Here is a 19,299-nt window from a genome sequence, read left to right as displayed (position 1 = left end):
TCCGCTAGCGCTGCGGCAGGTAGGCCGACGGATCGACCGGCCGGCCCTGGCGGCGGATCTCGAAATGCAGGCGCGGCGAATCGGTGTCGGTCTGGCCCAGTTCGGCGATCTTCTGGCCGCGCCGCACCGATTGGCCTTCCTTGACCAGCATCGCGCGGTTGTGCGCGTAGGCCGACAGGTAGACGTTGTTGTGCTTGATGATGATGAGGTTGCCGTAGCCGCGCAGCCCGTTGCCGCTGTAGACCACCTTGCCGTCGCCGGCCGCCAGCACCGGGTCGCCCGGGGTGCCGGCGATGTCGAGCCCCTTGTTGCGGGACTCGTTGAACGTTTCGATCACCTTGCCGCTGGCCGGCCAGGCCCAGTCGACCTTATCGCCCGGGGCGTCGGGCTTGACCGGAATCGAGCGCGTGGGGCTGGGCGCCGCGGCCTGGTCGCCGGGCGCCGGCGTGGACGCGGCGGGCGGCGCCTGCTCGTCGAGCGGCCGCGGCGCCGAGGCCGCCGGCCCCGGCACCGGCGCCACTTGCGCCACGGAGGCATCGGCCGGGCGCGCGCCGGCCGACGGCCGGGCCACCTTCAGCTGCTGGCCGACCAGCAGGTGGTTGGGGTCGGTCAGGTTGTTCCATTGCGCGATGTCGCGCCAGTCCTGGCCGTGATCGAGGGCGATCTGGTAGAGCGTGTCGCCGCGCTTGACCACGTAGGTATCGCCATCGACGGGCTGGATCGCCTCGCGGCCGGCGGTGGCCGCCGGCGGCGTGGACGGCGACGGCCGGACCGGTGTCGTGCGGTCGACCACCGGAACCGTGCGAGGAGGCGTCGAGCCGCAGGCGGCCAGCAGCAGCGCGGCTAGCGCCGCCAGCGCGCCGGCGCGCACGCGGCGCAGCGGCACGGCGGCACGGCGCGGGGCGGCGCCGTCCGCTTCGATCAGGCTCGGCTTGGGGCCATTCAGCATCCAGTTCTCCTATCCGTTTACAACAATACCCCGGGCCGCAGCGGCACGAACCGCACCGGCTCGAGTTCCGTCCGCACCCAGTTGTGGGCGCCCTTGCGCTCGATCATCACGAGCCGCTGGCGCGTTCCGCCCTCCGGGGCCACCAGCCGCCCGCCGGGCGCCAGCTGCTGCAGCAGCGCGTCGGGAATCTTCAGCCCGGCGGCCGCCACCACGATGGCGTCGAACGGCGCCGCGCTGGGCAGCCCCAGCATGCCATCGCCGAACACCAGCCGCACGTGCGGCAGCCGCATGGCGCGCAGCCGGCCGCGCGCCAGTTCGTGCAGCGGGCGCACGCGCTCGATGGAATAGACCTCGCGCGCGACGCCGGCCAGCACCGCCGCCTGGTAGCCGCACCCGGTACCGACCTCGAGAACTTTACCGAGTTCGCGGCCGTGGCGCACGGCCGCGATCATGCGCGCGACGATCCACGGCTGCGAGATGGTCTGGCCGTGGCCGATGGGCAGCGCGGCGTCTTCGTAGGCGCGGCTGGCCAGCGCTTCGTCGACGAAATGGTGGCGCGGCACGACCAGGATCGACGCCAGCACGCGCTCGTCGTCGATGCCGTTGGCCCGCAGGCGGTCGACCAGCGCGGCGCGCATGCGTTCGGAGTTCAGGCCCAGGTTTTCCGCCGGCCGGGCCGGTGGCCTGACGGGGCCGGCGGACGCCGGCGGGCGCGTCGTTTCGATCCGCGTGTTGCTGTTGGACGGCCGCGCCGCCGGCGCCGGCGATTCCGGCCGGCGCGCGGGCGCCGATTGCGGCCGGCCGAGCGTGACCCGGGTGTTGCTGTTGGCGGGCGTGATCTCGGCCGCCGCCGGCGCGCGCCGCGACGGCGACGCCCCCGGGGCGCGGCCGGTGCCGGCCGCCCCGCCGCGCGAGGCCGGAGCCGGGCCGGGCGTCAGCGGCCGGCGGCGGTCCATTCGGGGCGCATCCAGGCGCGCACGGTGTCGAGCTGGTCGACGCCGGTGAGGTCGAATTTCAGCGGCGTGACCGATACGGCGCCGTCCGCGCAGGCGTGGAAATCGGTGCCAGGCGTGGCGTCGGCGGCCTTGCCGGCGGGGCCGATCCAGTACACCGTTTCGCCGTAGGGCGTGGTCGAGCGTACCACGGGTTCCGAAGGATGCCGCTTGCCCAGGCGGGTGACGCGGATGTCGCGCAGTTCGGACGCCGGGCGGTTCGGAATATTGACGTTGAGCAGTATCGGCGCGGCCAGCGGCGCCGCGATGAAGCGCTCGACGAAGCCGCGCGCCACCGCGGCCGCGGCGTCGACGTGCTGCCAGCCTTTCTGCACCTGCGAGAAGGCGATCGCCGGGATGCCGAACAGATAGCCTTCGGTAGCGGCCGCCACCGTGCCCGAGTAAAGCGTGTCTTCGCCCATGTTCTGGCCGTCGTTGATGCCCGACACGATCAGCTCGGGCCGGCGGTCGAGCAGGCCGGTGAGCGCGACGTGCACGCAGTCCGAAGGCGTGCCGTTGACGTACATGAAGCCGGAAGCCGCGCGCCGGACCCACAGCGGGCGGTCCAGCGTGAGCGAGTTCGACGAACCGCTGCGGTTCACTTCAGGGGCGACGACCACCAGTTCGGCCAGCGGGCGCAGCGCCTCGACCAGGGCCGTCAGGCCCGGCGCGAAATAGCCGTCGTCATTCGAAACCAGAATCAGCATGTATCGTCCGGCGCCGTGGATAGAGGGAAACGTCAGGCAGGCGGTGCATGAAAAAGCCCGTCAGGCTGACCCTGCGGGCTTGGCTTACCGCCCCGGCGCGGTGGGCGGCCGGCCTCGCGGCGCCTCGGGGCCGCCGACCGCCCGGAGGATTGTACATCCTGGGGCGGCTGGGCGCTCACCTATGCAGTTGGCGCGGCGATCGCTTTCGGGCAGGCGTCGGATTCGCGCAGCGGCAGGCGCGCGAGGCGCTCGTCGTCGATGCCGGAGACGAATTCGAAGCCCTGGACCAGCGCGTCGACGAACTCGCGCACCGCCGGCACCAGCCCGCGGCGCGACGCGAACACGGCCTGCACCACGCTGTACGGCAGCGTGTATCCGGGCAGCACGGCCTCCAGCGCGCCCTGCTGCAGGTGGGAGGCGACCAGGTGCAGCGGCACCAGCCCGATGCCGACGCCGGCCAGCACCGCCTGGCGCAGCGTGGCCAGGTCGTCGGTGGCCAGGCGCGGCGTATGCGACACCGACACGTCGCGGCCGTCGGGGGCCTTGAAGGTCCAGCTGTAGCGGTCGCCCGCCTGCGCCATGGATACGGTCGGCAGCGCCGACAGATCCTCGATCGTGGCCGGCCGGCCGTGGCGGGCGAGGAATTCCGGCGAGGCCACCAGCGTCGACGCCGCGCCCGCCAGCGGGCGGACCACCAGTTCGGAGTTCTCGAACGGCGGCTGGCGCACCCGCAGCGCCACGTCGAAGCCCTCCTCCACCACGTCGACCCGGCGCGAGGTGGCCTCCAGGTGCACGCGCACCAGCGGATAGCGGACCTGATAGGCGATGAGGATGTCGGTGACGTTGCTTTGCAGCAACCCGACCGGGCAGCTGACCCGGATCAGCCCCTGCGGCTGCGAAGAGGTGCGGTCGATGGCATCCTGCGCGGCGCGCGCCTCGGCCGCCACCGCGGCGCAGTGCTGGTAATAGGTGTGGCCGATGTCGGTGAGCGAAACCTTGCGGGTGGTGCGGTTCAGGAGGCGCACGCCCAGTTCGCGTTCCAGGCTGGCGATGCGCCGGCTCAGCTTGGACACCGGCATGCCGAGCGCGCGCGCCGCGGCCGAATAACCGCCGTGCTCGACCACCTTGGAGAACAGGAACATGTCGTTCAGATCTTGCATGGCGGTCACCATTATTCCATTCGTGGAAATATAAATTCCATCCGTCGCTATTCTATCCGGATTGTTGCCCATATATCGTAGCTCCATAGACAACACGACCTGTTTTCCACGGAGCCACCATGAACATCCTGCAAGTCGATTCCAGCGCGTCGGGCGCGCTGTCCGTTACGCGCGAACTGACCGCCGCCGTCGCCCAGGCGCTGCTGGCGGCCCATCCCGGCGCCAGGCTCACGCACCGCGACCTCGTCGCGCAGGCGCCGGCCCATCTCGACAACGCGCTGCTGCAATCGCTGCGGCCGCAGCCCGGCGTGGCGCTGTCCAGCGACCCGGCCTTCCTCAAGGAAGTGGCCTACACCGACACGCTGCTGAACGAATTCCTGGAAGCCGACGTGGTGGTGGTCGGCGCGCCGATGTACAACTTTTCGGTGCCGTCGCAGCTAAAGGCCTGGATCGACCGCCTGGCGCAGGCCGGCAAGACCTTCCGCTACACCGCCGAAGGCCCGCAGGGCCTGGCCGGCGGCAAGCGCGTGATCATCGTCTCTTCGCGCGGCGGCATGTATGCCGGCACCAAGTTCGAGCAGCTGATGGACCACCAGGAAGCGTACCTGCGTGCCGTATTCGGCTTCTTCGGCATCACCGACGTCGAAATCGTGCGCGCCGAAGGCGTGGGCATGGGACCCGAAGCGCGCGAAAAGGCGCTCGCGCTGGCCCGCGACCAAAGCCGCGGCTATGCAAAGGCCGCGTAGGAGTACCGACCCCTGCGCGCTTCGCGCGCCCAGAAGAAAGGCCCCCCTACGCGCTTCGCGCGCCCGGAAGAAAGGCCCACCCCTACGCGCTTCGCGCGCCCCTCAAGGGGCGATGCGCGCGGACCGGCGGAGCCGGATCCGCCGCATCCTGGATGGCGGCGCGGAGGCGGCCAGCGGAGCTAGTGGCCTGGTCCTGCCACCAGCAGCAGCAGGCCGGCGATGACCAGCGCCGCGCCGATCTTTTCGCGCGCGCTGGTCGTTTGCGCGAAGAAGCGGCGCGACACCATCTGGGCGAACAGGACTTCGATCAGCCCCAGCGTGCGCACGTTGATCGCCACCGTGAGGGCGAAGCCGATGAACCAGCATTGGGACGCGAAGGCGCCCATGAAGCCGGCCGTCAGCGACGAGCGCCACACGCGCAGGCTGCCGACCAGCGCGTCGCGGCGGAACACGCCCAGCACGACCACCAGCATCAGCGTCTGCATGGCCAGGCTCCACACCAGCGCGGTCGACGACCGGATCAGCGGCGTGCCGGTTTCCAGCGCCAGGATGGCGCCGCGGAACCCCACGGTCGACAAGGCGAAGAAAGCGCCCGAGGCGATGCCCAGCAGCGGCGCCTGCCAGCCGCCGCCGGCCAGCGAGCCGGCGCCCGGTTTCAGCGACATCGTGATCACGCCCGCAGTGGCGGTCAGCACCGCCAGCGCGCCCAGCGGCGTGAGCGGATCGCCCAGCACCGCCACCGCGAAGATCGCCAGCTGCACCGGCTCGGTTTTCACATAGACGGTGCTTAGCGCGAAGCTGCGCAGCTGCATCGTGGCCAGCATCAGTACCGTGCCGATCACCTGGGTGACCGCGCCGCCCGCCACGAAGGCCAGGAACGAGGCATTGGGCGCGGGCACCTGCTGGCCGCCGGCCACGGCATTGACCAGCAGGAACAGCAACGCGAACGGAAAACCGTACAGGAAGCGGACCTGCGCCGCGCCCACCGTGCCGAGCGTCTCGGTCAGGCGGTGCTGCATGGTGTTGCGCGCCGTCTGGGCGGCGGCGGCGATCAGCGTGGCGGGAATCCACAGCAGCGAGATGTCCAAGGCGGCGGTCCGGGGGGCAAAAACGGAAACAGGCGATGATACGCCGGCCGTCCCGGGCCCGGGAAAACCCCCGCCGGCGCCGGGATGTGGCGGCCGGCCAACAAAGCGTCCCGCCGCAATGGTGGTTTTTTGTTAGAAATAAGCCGTCCGTCAGGCGTCCACATAGACTATGTGCACTCTCTAAGCCCGGATTTCGCGCGGCCTCCCGACGGGCCGGAAGCCGCCGCCGGGCGCCTTGTGGACGACATCTTGAAACCCGCTTTTTTCGTGCGCCTGGCCTTCGCGGCCGGCCTCGGTCTCGCCCTTGCCGCCGCGGCCCGCGCCGCCCCCGCCCCCATCATCGTCCTGAACTCGCTCGACGCCTCCGTCAGCGTGGTCGATCCCGTCAGTTTCAAGGAACTGCGCCGCATTCCCACCGGCAAGGAGCCGCATCACCTGTACCTGACGCCGGACGACAAATCGGTGATCGTGGCCAATGCGCTGAGCGATTCGCTCACCTTCATCGACCCGCATACCGCCACCGTCCAGCGCACCGTGACCGGCATCTCCGATCCCTACCAGCTGCGCTTCTCGCCCGACATGAAGTGGTTCGTGACGGCCGCCAACCGGCTCGACCACATCGACATCTACCGCTGGGAGCCCGCCGCGCCGATGCCATTCAGGCTGGCCAGGCGGATCGCCGCGCCCAAGACGCCCAGCCACCTGACCATCGACAGCAGGAGCACCACCGTCTACGCCTCGCTGCAGGACAGCGACCAGCTGATCGCGATCGACCTGGCCACGCAGCAGCCGCGCTGGATCATTCCGGTGGGCAAGACGCCGGCCGACGTCTTCATCACTCCCGACGACAAGACACTGCTGGTGGCGCTGACCGGCGACAGCTACGTCGAGATCTACGACCTGACCGTTTCGCCCGCGCGGCTGGTGCAGCGGCTCAAGACCGACGCCGGCGCCCATGCCTTCCGCGCCCAGGGCGACGGCCGCCACGTGTTCGTCAGCAACCGCGTGGCCGACACCATCAGCCGCATCGATTTCGTGAGCCGCACCGTGGTCGACCACTATCCGGCGCCTGGCGGTCCCGACTGCATGGACGTGCTGGCCGACGGCAAGACCATCCTGGTCACCTCGCGCTGGGCGCGCAAGCTGACCATGATCGACACCCGGAACCGCCGCGTGGAGCGCCAGGTCAAGGTGGGCCGCTCGCCGCACGGCGTATGGACGCTGGACCATGCGCCGCGCTAGCCTGCTGGCCGCGGCCGTGCTGGCCGCCGGTTCCGTCGCCGCCGCCCCGGCCCCCGCGCCGGCCGCCTGCGCCAAGCCGGTCTACCTGACCTTCGACACCGGCCACATGGGCGTGGCCGACCTGATCGCCCAGGTGCTGGACCGCCAGCATGTGCATGCCACCTTCTTCCTGGCCAACGAACCGGCGCGCGGCGGCGGCAGCAGCCTGGACGACCACTGGGCCGCCTGGTGGCGCGCGCGGGCGGCCGAAGGCCATGCCTTCGGCTCGCACACCTACGACCATGTGTACTGGCAGGGCGACGCCGGCGCCGACACCTTCCGCTTCAAGCCGCAGTTCGGCGCCGCGGCCGGCAAGCGCGAAACGTGGAACATCGACCGCTACTGCGCCGAGCTCGACCAGTCGGCGGACCGCTTCCGGGCGATGACCGGCCAGGCGATGCTGCCGCTGTTCCGCGCCCCGGGCGGCAAGACCTCGCCCGCCCTGCTGCGCGCGGTCGAGCAGCGCTGCGGCTACCGCCATGTCGGCTGGGCCGACGCCGGCTTCCTGGGCGACGAACTGCCCAGCGACCGCTACCCGAACGCCACGCTGCTGCAACGCGCTTTGCGCAACATCAAGGCCGGCGATATCCTGATGGCCCACCTGGGCATCTGGTCGCGCCGCGATCCGTGGGCCCCGGCCGTGCTGGAGCCGCTGATCGCCGGCCTCAAGCAGAAGGGATTCTGTTTCGCCACCCTGGCCGAGCATCCGGCCTACCGCGATTGGCTCGCGTCCCATCCTCGCCGCTGACCATGGACACGTTCGTCGACGTTTTCTCGCAATGCCAGCAATGGTTGTTCGAAACGGTGGTGCAGCCGGCGATGTTCCACCTGGGCCTGAGCAATCTGATCGAAGACGGCTTCGACGCCACCATGTGGCTGCTGGCCGGGCTGGTGCAGATCGCCATCATGGTGGCCGTGTTCGCGCCGCTGCAGCGCTGGCGGCCGGCGGAGGCGCTGCACGACCACGCCTCGGTGCGGGTCGACGTGCTGTACACCGCGATCCACACGCTGGGGCTGTTCCGGGTATTCCTTTTCTTCACCACCGAGCCGCTGGCCGACGCGCTGTTCGGCCGGCTGCACGTGCTGGGCATCGAGGAATTGCAGCTGGACGGGCTGTGGCCCGGCGTGACCGACGTGGCCTGGGTCAGCCTGCTGATCTATCTGCTGGTGTTCGACCTGATCGATTATCTGTTCCACCGCGCCGAGCACCGCTTCGAATGGATGTGGGCGCTGCACGCCGTGCACCACAGCCAGCGCCAGATGACGCTGTGGAGCGACAACCGCAATCACCTGCTGAGCGACCTGATGCGCGATACGGTGGTGGTGGCGGTATCGCACCTGATCGGCGTGCCGCCGGGGCAGTTCGTGGCGGTCGTGATCCTGGGCCGCCTGGTGGAAAGCTTTTCGCATGCCAATGTGCGCCTGGCCTTCGGCCGCCTCGGCCAGCGCCTGCTGGTCGGGCCGCGCTTCCACCGCCACCACCACGCGATTGCCGAATCGCACGCGCCCGGGCAGGCCCCCGCCCGCCCCTATGGCTGCAATTTCGCGGTGCTGTTCCCCATATGGGACATCCTGTTCCGCACCGCCGATTTCCACGGCGACTACGGCCCCACCGGCATCGTCGACCAGCAGCCCGACCGCGGCGGCCGCGACTACGGACGCTCGTTCCTGAGCCAGCAGTGGCTGGGCATCTTGCGTCTGCTAGGCCGCGGATAACCCGCCAGGCGCGGGCGCCGCCCATCCAGGGCACAGCGGATCCGCTCCGCCGGCCCGCCAGTGCCGCCCCTTGGGGGGACGCGCGAAGCGCGTAGGGGGAATCAACCTTTGGGCCAGGCGAATAGCGTCAGGGTGTATTCGGACAATTGGTAGCCCATGTCGGCGGCGATCTGCTGCAGCCGGGCCTCGATCTGCGGATCGTAGAACTCCTTGACCTCGCCTGTTTGCGTGCACACCAGGTGGCCGTGGTGGCGTTCGCCGTCGTTGAGTTCGTAGACCGCCTTGCTGCTGCCCAGCTGGCTGCGCTTGAGCAGCCCGGCGTGCTCGAACTGCGTGAGGACACGGTAGACGGTGGCCAGCCCCATCTCCACGCCGGCCGCCACCAGCTGCCGGTAGACATCTTCGGCGCTCAGGTGCCGCTGCTCGCTGCTGCGGAAGACGTCGAGGATCTTCAGCCGCGGGAAAGTGACCTTCAGGCCGCTGCCCTTCAGCTCGTTCGAATCCGAAGCCATGCGCGTTCTCCAGGAGCCAATGCCGGTAGTGTAGACGGTTGGCGCGCGTCCGGGCAGTCGCCTGGCGCGATCGCCTACAATCGGCGGGCCTTCCGTTCCCGCTTCTCCTCCCCCACGCCATGACCGTCCAGCCTGCCGAGCCCCGTTCCTCCGTGTTTTCCGCCGACGGCGCCGGGGCGATCGCGGGCGTGCTGCTGGTGGCCGCCAATCTGCGCGCGCCGCTGACCGGCGTCGGGCCGCTGCTGGGCCAGATCCGCGAATCGACGGGCCTGAGCGCGGCCGCGGCGGGGTTCCTCAATACGTTGCCGATCGCCGTGTTCGCCCTGTTTTCCCTGGTGGCCGCGGCCGCCGGCCGCCGACTGGGCATCGAGCGCGCGCTGTTCCTGGCCATGGTGCTGCTGGCCGCCGGCATCGCGCTGCGGTCGCTGCCGGGGCTGGCATGGCTGTACGGCGGCACGCTGCTGCTGGGCGTGGCGATCGGCATCGGCAACGTGATCCTGCCGTCCGTGGTCAAGCGCGATTTCGCGCGCCGCATCGGCACGCTGACCGGCATGTACGCGATGGTCATGACCTTCGCGGCCGGGATGGCGGCGGGGCTGGCCGTGCCGCTGGCCCAGGCGCTCGCGGGCGGCTGGCGCCGCGCGCTGGACTGCTGGTGCGTGCTGGCCGCGGCCGCGGCGCTGGCCTGGCGCCGCCGCGCGCGCCAGTCGCCTCCGCCGCCGGCCGCGCATGCCGCCTCGCACGCGGCGCCGGTGTCGGTGTGGCGCTCGCCGATCGCCTGGCAGGTCACGCTATTCATGGGCATCCAGGCGCTCAATTTCTACACGCTGGTGGCATGGCTGCCATCCATGGTGTCGGAGATCGGCATCGGCGCGGCGGCCGCCGGATGGCTGTTGGCGATGATGCAGATGACGGCGCTGCTGGCCAGCGTGCTGGTGCCGCTGATGCTGGCGCGGATCAGCGACCATCGCCGGCTGGCGCTGGGCGTCTCGCTGCTGTGCATGGCCTGCTTCGCCGGCCTGGCGCTGACGCCAGGCTGGACGCTGGCATGGATCGCGCTCAGCGGCCTGGCGCTCGGCTGCAGCCTGGTGCTGAGCCTGGCCTTCATCGGGCTGCGGGCCGCCAATGCGCAGCAGGCGGCCGCGCTGTCGGGCATGGTGCAAGGGCTCGGCTACCTGATCGCCGCCGCCGGGCCGGTGGTGTGCGGCCTGTTGCGCGACCATACGGGCTCGTGGCAGGCCACGCTGTGGCTGATGGCGGCGCTGGCGGCGGTACAGGGCTGGGCGTCGTTCCAGGCCGGCCGCCGGCGCTTCGTGGGCCAGGCCTAACCCAGCGCGTCGGCGATCAGCGCCAGCAGCCGGTTCACGTCCACCGGCTTGGTCAGGTAGCTGTCGAAACCGTGCGCCAGCGCCTCGTCGCGGTCGAAGGCGGCGCCGCGCCCGGTCACGGCGATCAGTACCATGCCGTCCAGGTGGGACATGTCGCGGATCATGCGGGCCACGTCCAGTCCATTGGGGGCCGGCATGTCGATGTCGAGCACCACCACCGACGGCTCCCAGGCCAGCGTGACTTCCATCGCCGCCGAGCCGCCGCCCACGAAACGGACGTCGTAGTGCTCGCTGCAGGCTTCCGCCAGCGCTTCGGCGCCGCTGACGTAGTCGTCGACGATCAGGACGCGTCGACGCGAATCTTGGTTCAACTCCAGGCTCCTCCGGCAATGGATCTTCTCGTGTCCCCGCCACCGGGGCGAACGGGAGTCGCAATTCGCATGCCCGCACCGGCAGCCGTTGCCGCGGGCCGGCCGCCGGCGGCGACATCTTAACCAAACTGGCCGGATCCGGCCGGCCGGCGTTACACCATGCAAATCGTTGGACGAAGCCCGCGCCGCGGCGCGCTTCGCCGCCGCGGCCGGCATGGGAGAATCCGTGCTGCACGGCGGCGGGGGCCGCTGCGCGGGCGGTGCGCAAACGGAGGAGATCCATGGCGGAACACGGCGGTACGAGCGACCTGATCAACGTGGTGATACTGCTCGGCGCGGCCGTGGTGGCGGTGCCGCTGTTCCGCCGCCTCGGGCTCGGCTCGGTGCTGGGCTACCTGGCCGCGGGGCTGGTCATCGGCCCCTTCGGCATCGGCGTGTTCAGCGATCCGGCCGCCATCCTGCACGTGGCCGAACTGGGCGTGGTGATGTTCCTGTTCATCATCGGGCTGGAAATGCGGCCGTCGCGCCTGTGGAGCCTGCGGCACGAGATCTTCGGGCTGGGCGCGGCCCAGGTGGCCGTGTGCGGCGCGGCGCTCACCGGCGTGGGCCTGCTGGCCGGCCTGCCGCTGCCGGCGGCGTTCATCGGCGGCGCGGGTTTCGTGTTGACCTCGACCGCGGTGGTCATGCAGATGCTGGCCGAGCGCAACGTGCTGGGGCGCCCGGCCGGGCAGCAGATCGTGGCCGTGCTGCTGTTCGAAGACCTGCTGATCGTGCCGCTGCTGGCGGTGGTCGCCGTCATGGCGCCGATGGCGCCCCATGCCGAACCGTCGTCGCGCTGGATCGGCGTCGGCATGGGGCTGTCGGCGCTGGCGGCGCTGTTCGCCGCCGGCCTGTGGCTGCTCGATCCGCTGTTCCGCATCCTGGCGCGCTCCAAGGCGCAGGACGTGATGACCGCGGCGGCGCTGCTGGTGGTGCTGGGCGCCGCCTTGCTGATGCAGGCGGGCGGCCTGTCGATGGCGATGGGCGCCTTCGCGGCCGGCGTGCTGCTGTCGGAGTCCAGCTTTCGCCACCAGCTGGAGGCCGAGGTCGAGCCCTTCCGCGGCCTGCTGCTGGGCCTGTTCTTCCTCGGCGTCGGCATGTCGCTGGACGTGCGCACGGTGGCGGCGCACTGGGCTTTCATCCTCGGCGGCGTGGCGGCGATGATGGCGGCCAAGTCGGCCTGCATCTACCTGGTGGCCCGCCTGCTGCGCAGCAGCCACGCCGATGCGCTAGACCGCGCCGTGCTGATGGCGCAGGGCGGCGAATTCGCCTTCGTGCTGTATGCGGCCGCGGCGGCGGCCGGCGTGATCGCCGACCCGGTGCGGGCCGACCTGACCGCCATCGTGGTGCTGTCGATGGCGCTCACGCCGCTGGCGGCGGCCGCGCAGCGCCGGCTGGCGCGGCCGACGGCGCCGTCGGCCGAAGGACTGGAGACGGCCCAGGGCGTGCGCGACAGCGTGCTGGTGATCGGCTTCGGCCGTTTCGGGCAGATCGCCACGCAGAACCTGCTGGCCGCCGGCGTGCCGGTCACGCTGATCGAAACCAGCACGCAGGCGATCCGCGATTCCTGGGATTTCGGCTTCAAGGTCTATTACGGCGACGGCACGCAGCTGCACGTGCTGCGCGCCGCCGGCGCCGGGACGGCCAAGGCCATCCTGGTCTGCGTCGACCACCCGGAAACGGCCGACCGCATCGTGCAGCTGGCGAAGTCGGAATTTCCCCATGCTCGCCTGCTGGTGCGGGCGCGCGACCGCGAACACGCGCTGGCGCTGGTGGCGGCCGACGTCGATTACCAGGTGCGCGAGACCTTCGAATCGGCGATGGCCTTCGGGCATGCGGCGCTGCTCGCCCTCGGCCGCTCGCGGCAAGAGGCCGACCGGCTGTCGGCCGACGTCAGGGAGCGCGACGCCGAACGCTTTCGCCTGGAGATCGCCGGCGGCATCTATGCCGGCCGGTCGATGGTCCGCTTCAACGTCGAACAGCGGGTGGATCCGCCCTGACGCCGTCCGCCTCGTGCTCCGGACTGGGCGACGATACCGCCGGCGCGGCCGCATTGCCCGAGGGCTGGCTGCCGCCCCGCGTGCCTTCCCCCTTTTTCCCGTCCCCGTCTTCTTCGCCTTGCAATGGCCCGGTACTGGCCCGCAGCCTGGGCAGGCCCAGCGGATACTCGCGGGCGATGAAATCGATCAGCGCCTCGCGCAGCAGGCAGCGCAGGTCGAAGGCATCGCCCGAATTGCCGGCGCTGACCAGGAAGCGCACCTGCATCGCCCGCTCGTCGGCGTCGGTCACCTGCACCACCGCGACCCGTCCGTCCCATTGCTTGGCCGACTTGCAGACCCGTTCGAACTCGGCCCGCAGCGGGGCCAGCGGGACCGAGAAATCGAGCCACAGGAATACGGTGCCCAGCAGCGTGGCCGAATTGTGGGTCCAGTTTTCGAACGGGTTTTCGATGAACCACTGCAGCGGCACGATCATGCGGCGTTCGTCCCAGATCCTGACTACCACGAAGGTGCCGGTGATTTCCTCCACCCTGCCCCATTCGCCGTTGACGATCAGCACGTCGTCGATGCGGATCGGCTGGGTGAAGGCGATCTGCAGGCCGGCGATGAAGTTGCCCAGCACCGGGCGCGCGGCGATACCGGCGACCAGGCCGGCCACCCCGGCCGAGGCCAGCAGGCTGGCGCCGAACTGGCGCGCCCCGGGCAAGGTCAGCAGCACGAACGCCAGCCCGAGCAGGCCGATGATGAAATGCGCGCTGCGCGCCAGCACGCGGGTCTGCGTCAACAGCCGCCGGGCTTTCAGATTGTCGGCCACGTCATAGGGATTGAGCTCGATCACGGTCGTGCTGACGGCTTCCACGCAGGCATGCGCCAGCCAGGTCAGCGCGACGATCAGCGCCACGGTAACGATGTAGGACACTCCCTCCACATAGCGCAGGTCTTCCGGCGCGCCGGTCAGCACGATCCGCATCGCGAACAGGACGACCACCGTCTGGCTGGCGCGGAATGCCGTGCGGGTGGCCGCCAGCACGAAGGGGCGGCGGTGGGCGACGCGGCGCAGCACCTCGATGCCGATCCGGTGGGCGGCCAGCGCGATCGCGATGGCCACCACCATGGCGACAAGCAGAATGGCCCACGGCCGCAGCGGTTCGGGAAGGAAGTCGAGATCGAGGAAGGAAGTCATGGGCAGCGTGAAAGGGGAATAAAAGAACGGGACAGGCCCGGACCGGCCCTGGTTCGCGGCCAGACGTGAAATTGCTTTTCGTGCCGCGCCGCCTCGCAGCCGTTGGTTACAACCATCGCTTGCGCGGCCATTGGGAAACGCTCACGCTCGGACCACAGGCCGGCACCGCCAAGGACGCATCCGTCAGACGGCACGCGCAGGCCGCACCGCTGGGGAGAAAAACGGCCATGTGGATTCTTCTGCTCATCCCGTTCGTCGGGCTGCTGTGGGTGCCATTCTATAACCGGGAACTGCCCGACCTGCTGGGCTTCCCATTTTTCTACTGGTACCAGCTGCTGTGGGTGCCGGTCACCGCCTTCCTGACCTGGCTGGTCTACCGCGGGCATCCGGAACGGGAGGAACGGCAATGATCGGCCAAATCAACTGGACCGCGCTCGGCGTCTTCCTGTTCTTCTTCGCGCTCGTGACGGTGATGGGCTTTGCCGCCAGCCGCTGGCGCGGCCGCGGCAACGTGGCCGCCCATCTGGACGAATGGGGCCTGGGCGGCCGCAGCTTCGGGCCGTGGATCACCTGGTTCCTGGTGGGCGGCGATTTCTACACCGCCTATACCGTGATCGCGGTCCCGGCGCTGGTCTATGCGGTGGGCGCCTACGGCTTCTTCGCGCTGCCCTACACCATCCTGGTCTATCCGATCGTGTTCACCATCATGCCGCGCCTGTGGAAGGCGGCCCATGCGCAAGGGCACGTGACGGCGGCCGACGTGGTCTACGGCCGCTACCGCTCGCGTCCGCTGGAGCTGGCCATCGCGCTGACCGGCGTGCTGGCGACCATGCCGTACATCGCGCTGCAGCTGGTCGGCATGGGCGTGGTCATCAAGGCGCTCGGGCTGACGGGCGAACTGCCGCTGGCGGCGGCCTTCGTCATCCTCGCGCTGTACACCTATTCGGCCGGGCTGCGGGCGCCGGCGCTGATCGCCTTCGTGAAAGATCTGATGATCTACATCGTGGTGCTGGTGGCCGTGGTGCTGGTGCCCAGCCGGCTGGGCGGCTACGGCGCGGTGTTCGACGCCGCCGGCCAGGCCTTCGCGGCCAAGGGGGGCGCCACCGGCCTCTTGCTGTCGCCGGCGCAGTTCCTGCCCTATGCCTCGCTGGCGCTGGGCTCGGCGCTGGCGGCCTTCATGTATCCGCACACGCTGACCGGCATCTTCGCCGCCCGCAGCGCCGACACCATCCGCAGGAATGCCGTCTTCCTGCCGGCCTATACGCTGCTGCTCGGGCTGATCGCGCTGCTCGGCTACATGGCCCATGCCGCCCACCTGACCCTGCAAAGCAACAACGACGTGGTGCCGGCGTTGTTCAACGCGCTGTTCCCGTCGTGGTTCGCCGGCTTCGCCTTCGCCGCCATCGCCATCGGCGCGCTGGTGCCGGCGGCGGTCATGTCGATCGGCGCGGCCAATCTGTTCACGCGCAACTTCTGGAAAGCCTATGTGCATCCGGATGTTACGCCCGCCGGCGAGGCGGCGGTGGCCAAGATCGTATCGCTGGTGGTGAAAGTAGGCGCGCTGATCTTCATCCTGTTCCTGCCCACCCAGTTCGCGCTCGACCTGCAGCTGCTGGGCGGCGTATGGATCCTGCAGACCTTCCCCGCCGTGGTGTTCGGCCTGTTCAACAATCGCTTCCGCAGCCCGGCGCTGCTGGCGGGGTGGGTCGTGGGGCTGGCGGGCGGCACCTGGCTGGCGTATGCCGACGGAGTGAAGCCGGTGCACACGATGGTGCTGGCGGGCGGTTCGTACACCGTGTACACCGGGCTGCTGGCGCTGGTGGCCAATATCGTGGTGGCGGTCGTGGTGCAGCTTGTCCACGGTCTCGTGGCGCCGCAGGCGCGTCCCGCCGCTGCCGGGCCACGGGGCTAAAGCCCCAGCGCTTCTTTCAACAAGGCCACCCGGGGATTGGGCGGCCCTTTGCGGAAGATCAGCGCCACCACGCTGGAAGGCGGCTCGGGCGCGACGCGCACCTGCCTGACCGAGCCCGCCCGCAAGGCGCTGCGCTGAAGCAGCGCCACGTCCGGAACGATGCCGATGCCCAGGCCGGCGGCCACGAACTGGACGCCGGTGGTCGGGCTGGTCGATTCGATCACCGGCGTGGGAACGGGTACCCCGGCGTGCGTGAAGCAGTCCTCGATCAGCTTGCGGCCCATCGATCCTTCCACCGGCATCACCCAGGCTTCCTGGGCCAGGCGGGCCCAGTCCACGCGCCGGGCGCGGACGAGCGGATGTTCCGTGGACGCGACGACGGCGAACTGCACCTCGAACAGATTGACGTATTCGAACAGGCCCGCATCGGATTCCAGCATCCGCAGCGGGAAGGTGGTGATCAGCGCATCGAGCTCGCCGCGCTGGAGCGCCTGGATCAGGGCAGGCACCCGTTCCTCCGTCAATTGCACCCGCACGGGTAGCTCACTTTTCGCCAGCCTTGCGATCACGTCGCGCAAATAGGTTTGCGCCACGAACGGCGGGGCGCCGATCCGGATCTTGGCCGCGAAGCGGGCGGCCGTCGCGGCCTCGGCGCGAAGATGGGCGAGCTCTTCCAGCAGCGACGTGGCGCCGCGAAGCACCACCTCCCCTTGCGCGGTCGTCGTCAGGCCGCGCGCCGTGCGCGAGAACAGCGCAAAGCCGAACGCACTTTCGATTTCGGTCAGCGCCTTGCTGACCGCCGGCTGCGTCAGGTTGAGCGCCTGGCTCGCCGCCCGCAGGCTGCCGGTGGCCTGTACTTCCTTCAGCAGGCGCAGGTGGCGAAAACGCAGCTTGGCGACCAGGTGGTCGGGTTCGGTCGATTCGGCCATCGCGCATATCAAAAATAAAGTTATCGCTGTATGAAAATATATTCCTTTTCTATTTATGGCAGTTCGATATTCTTCTCCTCATTACAAAAGCACGACGAGGAGACGACATGGAACGCCGCACTTTCTGCCTGGGCGCCTTGGGCGCACTGGGCGCCAACCTGATATTCGACGCCACGGCCCGGGCGGCTCAGCCCTATCCGTCGCGAGCCGTGCACATCGTCGTCCCCTACGCCGCCGGCGGCGGGCCCGACATCATGGTGCGGCAGTTCGCCCCCGGGCTCGGCTCGGCGCTGGGCCAGCCCATCGTGGTCGAGAACAAGGTCGGCGCGGGCGGCGTGCTGGCTGCCCAGTACGTTGCCCAGGCGGCGCCCGACGGCTACACCGCGCTGCTGGGCTCGAATTCGCACCTGATCCAGAAGGCATTGCAGCCGAGCCTGATGTTCGATCCGGTCAACGATTTCCTGCCGGTCACCCTGATCGCCACCTCGCCCACCGTGCTGGTGGTGTCCGCCAGTTCGCCCTACCGCACCGTGCAGGACCTCATTGCCGCATTGCAGGCCGGCACCAGGAAGCTGAATTTCGCTTCCGGCGGCATCGGGTCGGGCGCGCACCTGGGCGGCGCCACCTTCGTGTCGCTGCTGAAGGCCGATGCGGTGCACGTTCCGTTCAAGGGCTCGGTGGAGATTCCGCTCTCGCTCCTGCGCGGCGAGACGGACTTCGCCTTCGCCATCGCGGGAACCGCCATTCCCCAGGTCAAGAGCGGCAAGCTGCGCGCCCTGGCCGTGACCAGCCGCGACCCGCTGGCCGAGCTCCCCGGCGTTCCGCCGCTGCACGACATCCTGCACAGCGACCTGGCGATCCAGGAATTCTGGTTCGGCGTGTGGCTGCCCCGCAAATCGCCCGCCGAGGCGGTCGGCAGGCTCTACGACGCGGCGACGGCGGCGCTCAAGGACGCCTCGGTCCGGAGCATGTTCGAAGCGGCCGGAAACCGCGTGATCAAGAGCGACAGCCCCGAAGACGACGCGGCCTTCGTGCGCAGCGAATACCGCAAGTGGGCCGACATCATCAAACTTACCGGCATCACCGCCGGCTGACCGGGAGCGCTCATGTCGAAGCCGCTCGAAGGCGTGCGCGTGCTGGACCTGTCGCACGTCATCGCTGGCCCCCTCACCTCCTTCTACCTGGCGCAGCTGGGCGCCGAAGTCATCAAGGTGGAACCGCCGCTGGCGGGCGAGGTGATGCGGTCGATGAAAGACGGGGCCGACACCGACACGCCCACCGGGTTCGCCGCCATCAACGCCGGCAAGCAATCGCTGGCGCTGGACATCAGGACGCCGCAAGGGGCCGGACTGATACGCAGCCTGGCCGCATCGGCCGACGTGTTCATAGAGAACTTCCGGCCCGGCGTGGTGGCGCGCTACGGGCTGGACTACGCGTCGATCAAGGCCGTCAGGCCGGACATCGTCTACTGCTCCATCTCGGGCTTCGGCCAGCAAGGGGACTGGTCGCAGCGCGGCGCCTACGACCATGTCGTGCAGGCCCTGACCGGCATGATGATGATGTCGGGGGAAGGCGATGACGCCCCGCCCCTCAAGGTGGGTTTTCCCGTCATAGACGTGGCGGTCGGCATGCTGGGCGCGCTGGCCGTGGTTTCGTCGCTGCACCGCAGGTCGCGCGACGGCGCCGGCCAGTACATCGACGTCTCCATGGTCCAGGCCTCGCTGATGCTGATGTACCCGAATACCTGCGCCTACCTGACCGACGGCACGCCCACGCGCCGGGTCGGCAATCGCGGCTACACGGGCAGCCCCGCGGCCGACACCTACCGGTGCGAGGACGGCTGGCTGGCGGTCGCGGCCAACACGCCGGCCCAGTTCCGCAAGCTGACCGCCGTCCTCGGGATCGAAGAATTGTGCGACGACCCCCGGGCGCTCGACCTTGCCGCCTTCAATGCGCCCAGCGGGTTCGTGGTCCCGAACGACCGCGGCTACGTGGTCGAGCGGCTGCGGCTGGCCTTTGCGGCCGGCAGCGCGGCGCGGCTGGAAGCGCGGCTGAGCCAGGCGGGCGTGCCCGCGGCCCGGGTCAGAAAGCTTGAGGAATTCCTCCAGGAAGTCGATGCCACGGGCTGCGTGAACCTGCCAGACTACCGCTTCCGCCAGGGCGGGAGCGAGGTGCGGACCCGGGGCATCGGTTTCCATTTCGATCAGGATGGCGGCCCCACCCCGGCCGGCGCGCCTGCGGTGGGCCAGGGCACCTACGCCATATTGGCCCGGGCGGGCCTGGATGACCGGGCCATCGCCGAACTCGAGCGCGCCGGCGTCATCCGGACACATACCGAGGCGGCCGCGCCGCTGGCCCCCTGACGATTTCGATAACCCGGAGAATC

At 69.8% G+C, this 19,299-nt stretch carries 19 protein-coding genes; 10 read left to right on the top strand and 9 right to left on the bottom strand.

The annotated features are described in order from the left end of the window. Nucleotides 1-4: 4 nt before the first annotated feature. The 4 genes from ABD927_RS14575 to ABD927_RS14560 all read right to left on the bottom strand — a co-directional run bounded on the left by ABD927_RS14575 (nucleotide 5) and on the right by ABD927_RS14560 (nucleotide 3,808). Entirely contained in the window at nucleotides 5-949 is a 945-nt protein-coding gene (locus ABD927_RS14575) for a peptidoglycan DD-metalloendopeptidase family protein (protein WP_345250551.1), read from the bottom strand. Between the two features lie 17 nt (nucleotides 950-966). Further along, entirely contained in the window at nucleotides 967-1,587 is a 621-nt protein-coding gene (locus tag ABD927_RS14570; protein WP_345250602.1) for a protein-L-isoaspartate(D-aspartate) O-methyltransferase, read from the bottom strand. 296 nt (nucleotides 1,588-1,883) lie between these two features. Next, nucleotides 1,884-2,648, bottom strand: a complete 765-nt coding sequence (gene surE, locus ABD927_RS14565) for a 5'/3'-nucleotidase SurE (protein WP_345250550.1) — start codon at nucleotides 2,646-2,648, stop codon at nucleotides 1,884-1,886. A gap of 179 nt (nucleotides 2,649-2,827) precedes the next feature. Next, nucleotides 2,828-3,808 carry a LysR substrate-binding domain-containing protein gene (locus ABD927_RS14560; protein WP_345250549.1) on the bottom strand — a complete coding sequence of 327 codons (981 nt, stop codon included), beginning with the start codon at nucleotides 3,806-3,808 and terminating at the stop codon, nucleotides 2,828-2,830. A gap of 119 nt (nucleotides 3,809-3,927) precedes the next feature. Between ABD927_RS14560 and ABD927_RS14555 the strand changes: the two genes are divergently transcribed. Further along, the gene (locus ABD927_RS14555) at nucleotides 3,928-4,554 is read left to right on the top strand and encodes an FMN-dependent NADH-azoreductase (RefSeq protein WP_345250548.1); all 627 of its coding nucleotides are present in this window, start codon (nucleotides 3,928-3,930) and stop codon (nucleotides 4,552-4,554) included. Between the two features lie 179 nt (nucleotides 4,555-4,733). On the opposite strand, the gene ABD927_RS14550 is transcribed toward ABD927_RS14555, so the two are convergent. Beyond that, nucleotides 4,734-5,642 carry an EamA family transporter gene (locus tag ABD927_RS14550; RefSeq protein WP_345250547.1) on the bottom strand — a complete coding sequence of 303 codons (909 nt, stop codon included), beginning with the start codon at nucleotides 5,640-5,642 and terminating at the stop codon, nucleotides 4,734-4,736. Nucleotides 5,643-5,891: 249 nt separating this feature from the next. Here ABD927_RS14550 and ABD927_RS14545 point away from each other — a divergent pair, with 249 nt between their 5' ends. Genes ABD927_RS14545 through ABD927_RS14535 form a run of 3 tightly spaced genes read left to right on the top strand, consistent with a single transcriptional unit; the run spans nucleotide 5,892 to nucleotide 8,639 of the window. Then, nucleotides 5,892-6,884: a YncE family protein gene (locus tag ABD927_RS14545; protein WP_345250546.1), complete on the top strand. Its 993-nt coding sequence runs from the start codon at nucleotides 5,892-5,894 to the stop codon at nucleotides 6,882-6,884. Then, a complete protein-coding gene (locus ABD927_RS14540; protein ID WP_345250545.1) occupies nucleotides 6,871-7,671 on the top strand; it encodes a polysaccharide deacetylase family protein in 801 nt (266 codons plus the stop codon). Before ABD927_RS14545 ends, ABD927_RS14540 begins: the two co-directional genes overlap by 14 nt. Before the next feature lie 2 nt (nucleotides 7,672-7,673). Beyond that, the gene (locus tag ABD927_RS14535; protein ID WP_345250544.1) at nucleotides 7,674-8,639 is read left to right on the top strand and encodes a sterol desaturase family protein; all 966 of its coding nucleotides are present in this window, start codon (nucleotides 7,674-7,676) and stop codon (nucleotides 8,637-8,639) included. 101 nt (nucleotides 8,640-8,740) lie between these two features. On the opposite strand, the gene ABD927_RS14530 is transcribed toward ABD927_RS14535, so the two are convergent. Next, nucleotides 8,741-9,151, bottom strand: coding sequence for a ferric uptake regulation protein (locus ABD927_RS14530; RefSeq protein WP_345250543.1), 411 nt, complete (start codon nucleotides 9,149-9,151; stop codon nucleotides 8,741-8,743). A gap of 119 nt (nucleotides 9,152-9,270) precedes the next feature. Here ABD927_RS14530 and ABD927_RS14525 point away from each other — a divergent pair, with 119 nt between their 5' ends. Next, a complete protein-coding gene (locus ABD927_RS14525) occupies nucleotides 9,271-10,479 on the top strand; it encodes an MFS transporter (protein WP_345250542.1) in 1,209 nt (402 codons plus the stop codon). Here ABD927_RS14525 and ABD927_RS14520 read toward each other — a convergent pair. Then, a complete protein-coding gene (locus tag ABD927_RS14520; protein WP_345250541.1) occupies nucleotides 10,476-10,850 on the bottom strand; it encodes a response regulator in 375 nt (124 codons plus the stop codon). The genes ABD927_RS14525 and ABD927_RS14520 overlap by 4 nt on opposite strands. A gap of 281 nt (nucleotides 10,851-11,131) precedes the next feature. Here ABD927_RS14520 and ABD927_RS14515 point away from each other — a divergent pair, with 281 nt between their 5' ends. After that, entirely contained in the window at nucleotides 11,132-12,889 is a 1,758-nt protein-coding gene (locus ABD927_RS14515; RefSeq protein ID WP_345250540.1) for a monovalent cation:proton antiporter-2 (CPA2) family protein, read from the top strand. On the opposite strand, the gene ABD927_RS14510 is transcribed toward ABD927_RS14515, so the two are convergent. Further along, on the bottom strand, nucleotides 12,858-14,072 hold the full coding sequence (locus tag ABD927_RS14510) for a mechanosensitive ion channel family protein (protein ID WP_345250539.1): 1,215 nt from the start codon (nucleotides 14,070-14,072) through the stop codon (nucleotides 12,858-12,860). The two genes, ABD927_RS14515 and ABD927_RS14510, sit on opposite strands and share 32 nt — an antisense overlap. A 227-nt stretch (nucleotides 14,073-14,299) precedes the next feature. Here ABD927_RS14510 and ABD927_RS14505 point away from each other — a divergent pair, with 227 nt between their 5' ends. Both ABD927_RS14505 and mctP read left to right on the top strand, forming a co-directional pair. Then, nucleotides 14,300-14,482: a DUF3311 domain-containing protein gene (locus tag ABD927_RS14505; protein WP_345250601.1), complete on the top strand. Its 183-nt coding sequence runs from the start codon at nucleotides 14,300-14,302 to the stop codon at nucleotides 14,480-14,482. Then, a complete protein-coding gene (gene mctP / locus ABD927_RS14500; RefSeq protein ID WP_345250538.1) occupies nucleotides 14,479-15,984 on the top strand; it encodes a monocarboxylate uptake permease MctP in 1,506 nt (501 codons plus the stop codon). The genes ABD927_RS14505 and mctP overlap by 4 nt, the downstream gene beginning before the upstream one ends. Here mctP and ABD927_RS14495 read toward each other — a convergent pair. Beyond that, nucleotides 15,981-16,913 (bottom strand): LysR family transcriptional regulator, encoded by a 933-nt coding sequence (locus ABD927_RS14495; RefSeq protein ID WP_345250537.1) that lies wholly within the window; start codon nucleotides 16,911-16,913, stop codon nucleotides 15,981-15,983. The two genes, mctP and ABD927_RS14495, sit on opposite strands and share 4 nt — an antisense overlap. Nucleotides 16,914-17,020: 107 nt before the next feature. On the opposite strand from ABD927_RS14495, the gene ABD927_RS14490 reads away from it, so the two are divergent. After that, a complete protein-coding gene (locus ABD927_RS14490; RefSeq protein ID WP_345250536.1) occupies nucleotides 17,021-18,007 on the top strand; it encodes a Bug family tripartite tricarboxylate transporter substrate binding protein in 987 nt (328 codons plus the stop codon). 12 nt (nucleotides 18,008-18,019) lie between these two features. Further along, nucleotides 18,020-19,276: a CaiB/BaiF CoA transferase family protein gene (locus ABD927_RS14485; RefSeq protein WP_345250535.1), complete on the top strand. Its 1,257-nt coding sequence runs from the start codon at nucleotides 18,020-18,022 to the stop codon at nucleotides 19,274-19,276. Nucleotides 19,277-19,299 lie beyond the last annotated feature (23 nt).

Origin of the sequence: Pigmentiphaga soli (assembly GCF_039541095.1) — a bacterium.
In the GTDB taxonomy this organism is placed as follows: domain Bacteria; phylum Pseudomonadota; class Gammaproteobacteria; order Burkholderiales; family Burkholderiaceae_B; genus Pigmentiphaga; species Pigmentiphaga soli.
The sequence above is the reverse complement of the archived record's forward strand: the minus strand, read 5'-3'. Positions and strand labels throughout refer to the sequence as shown.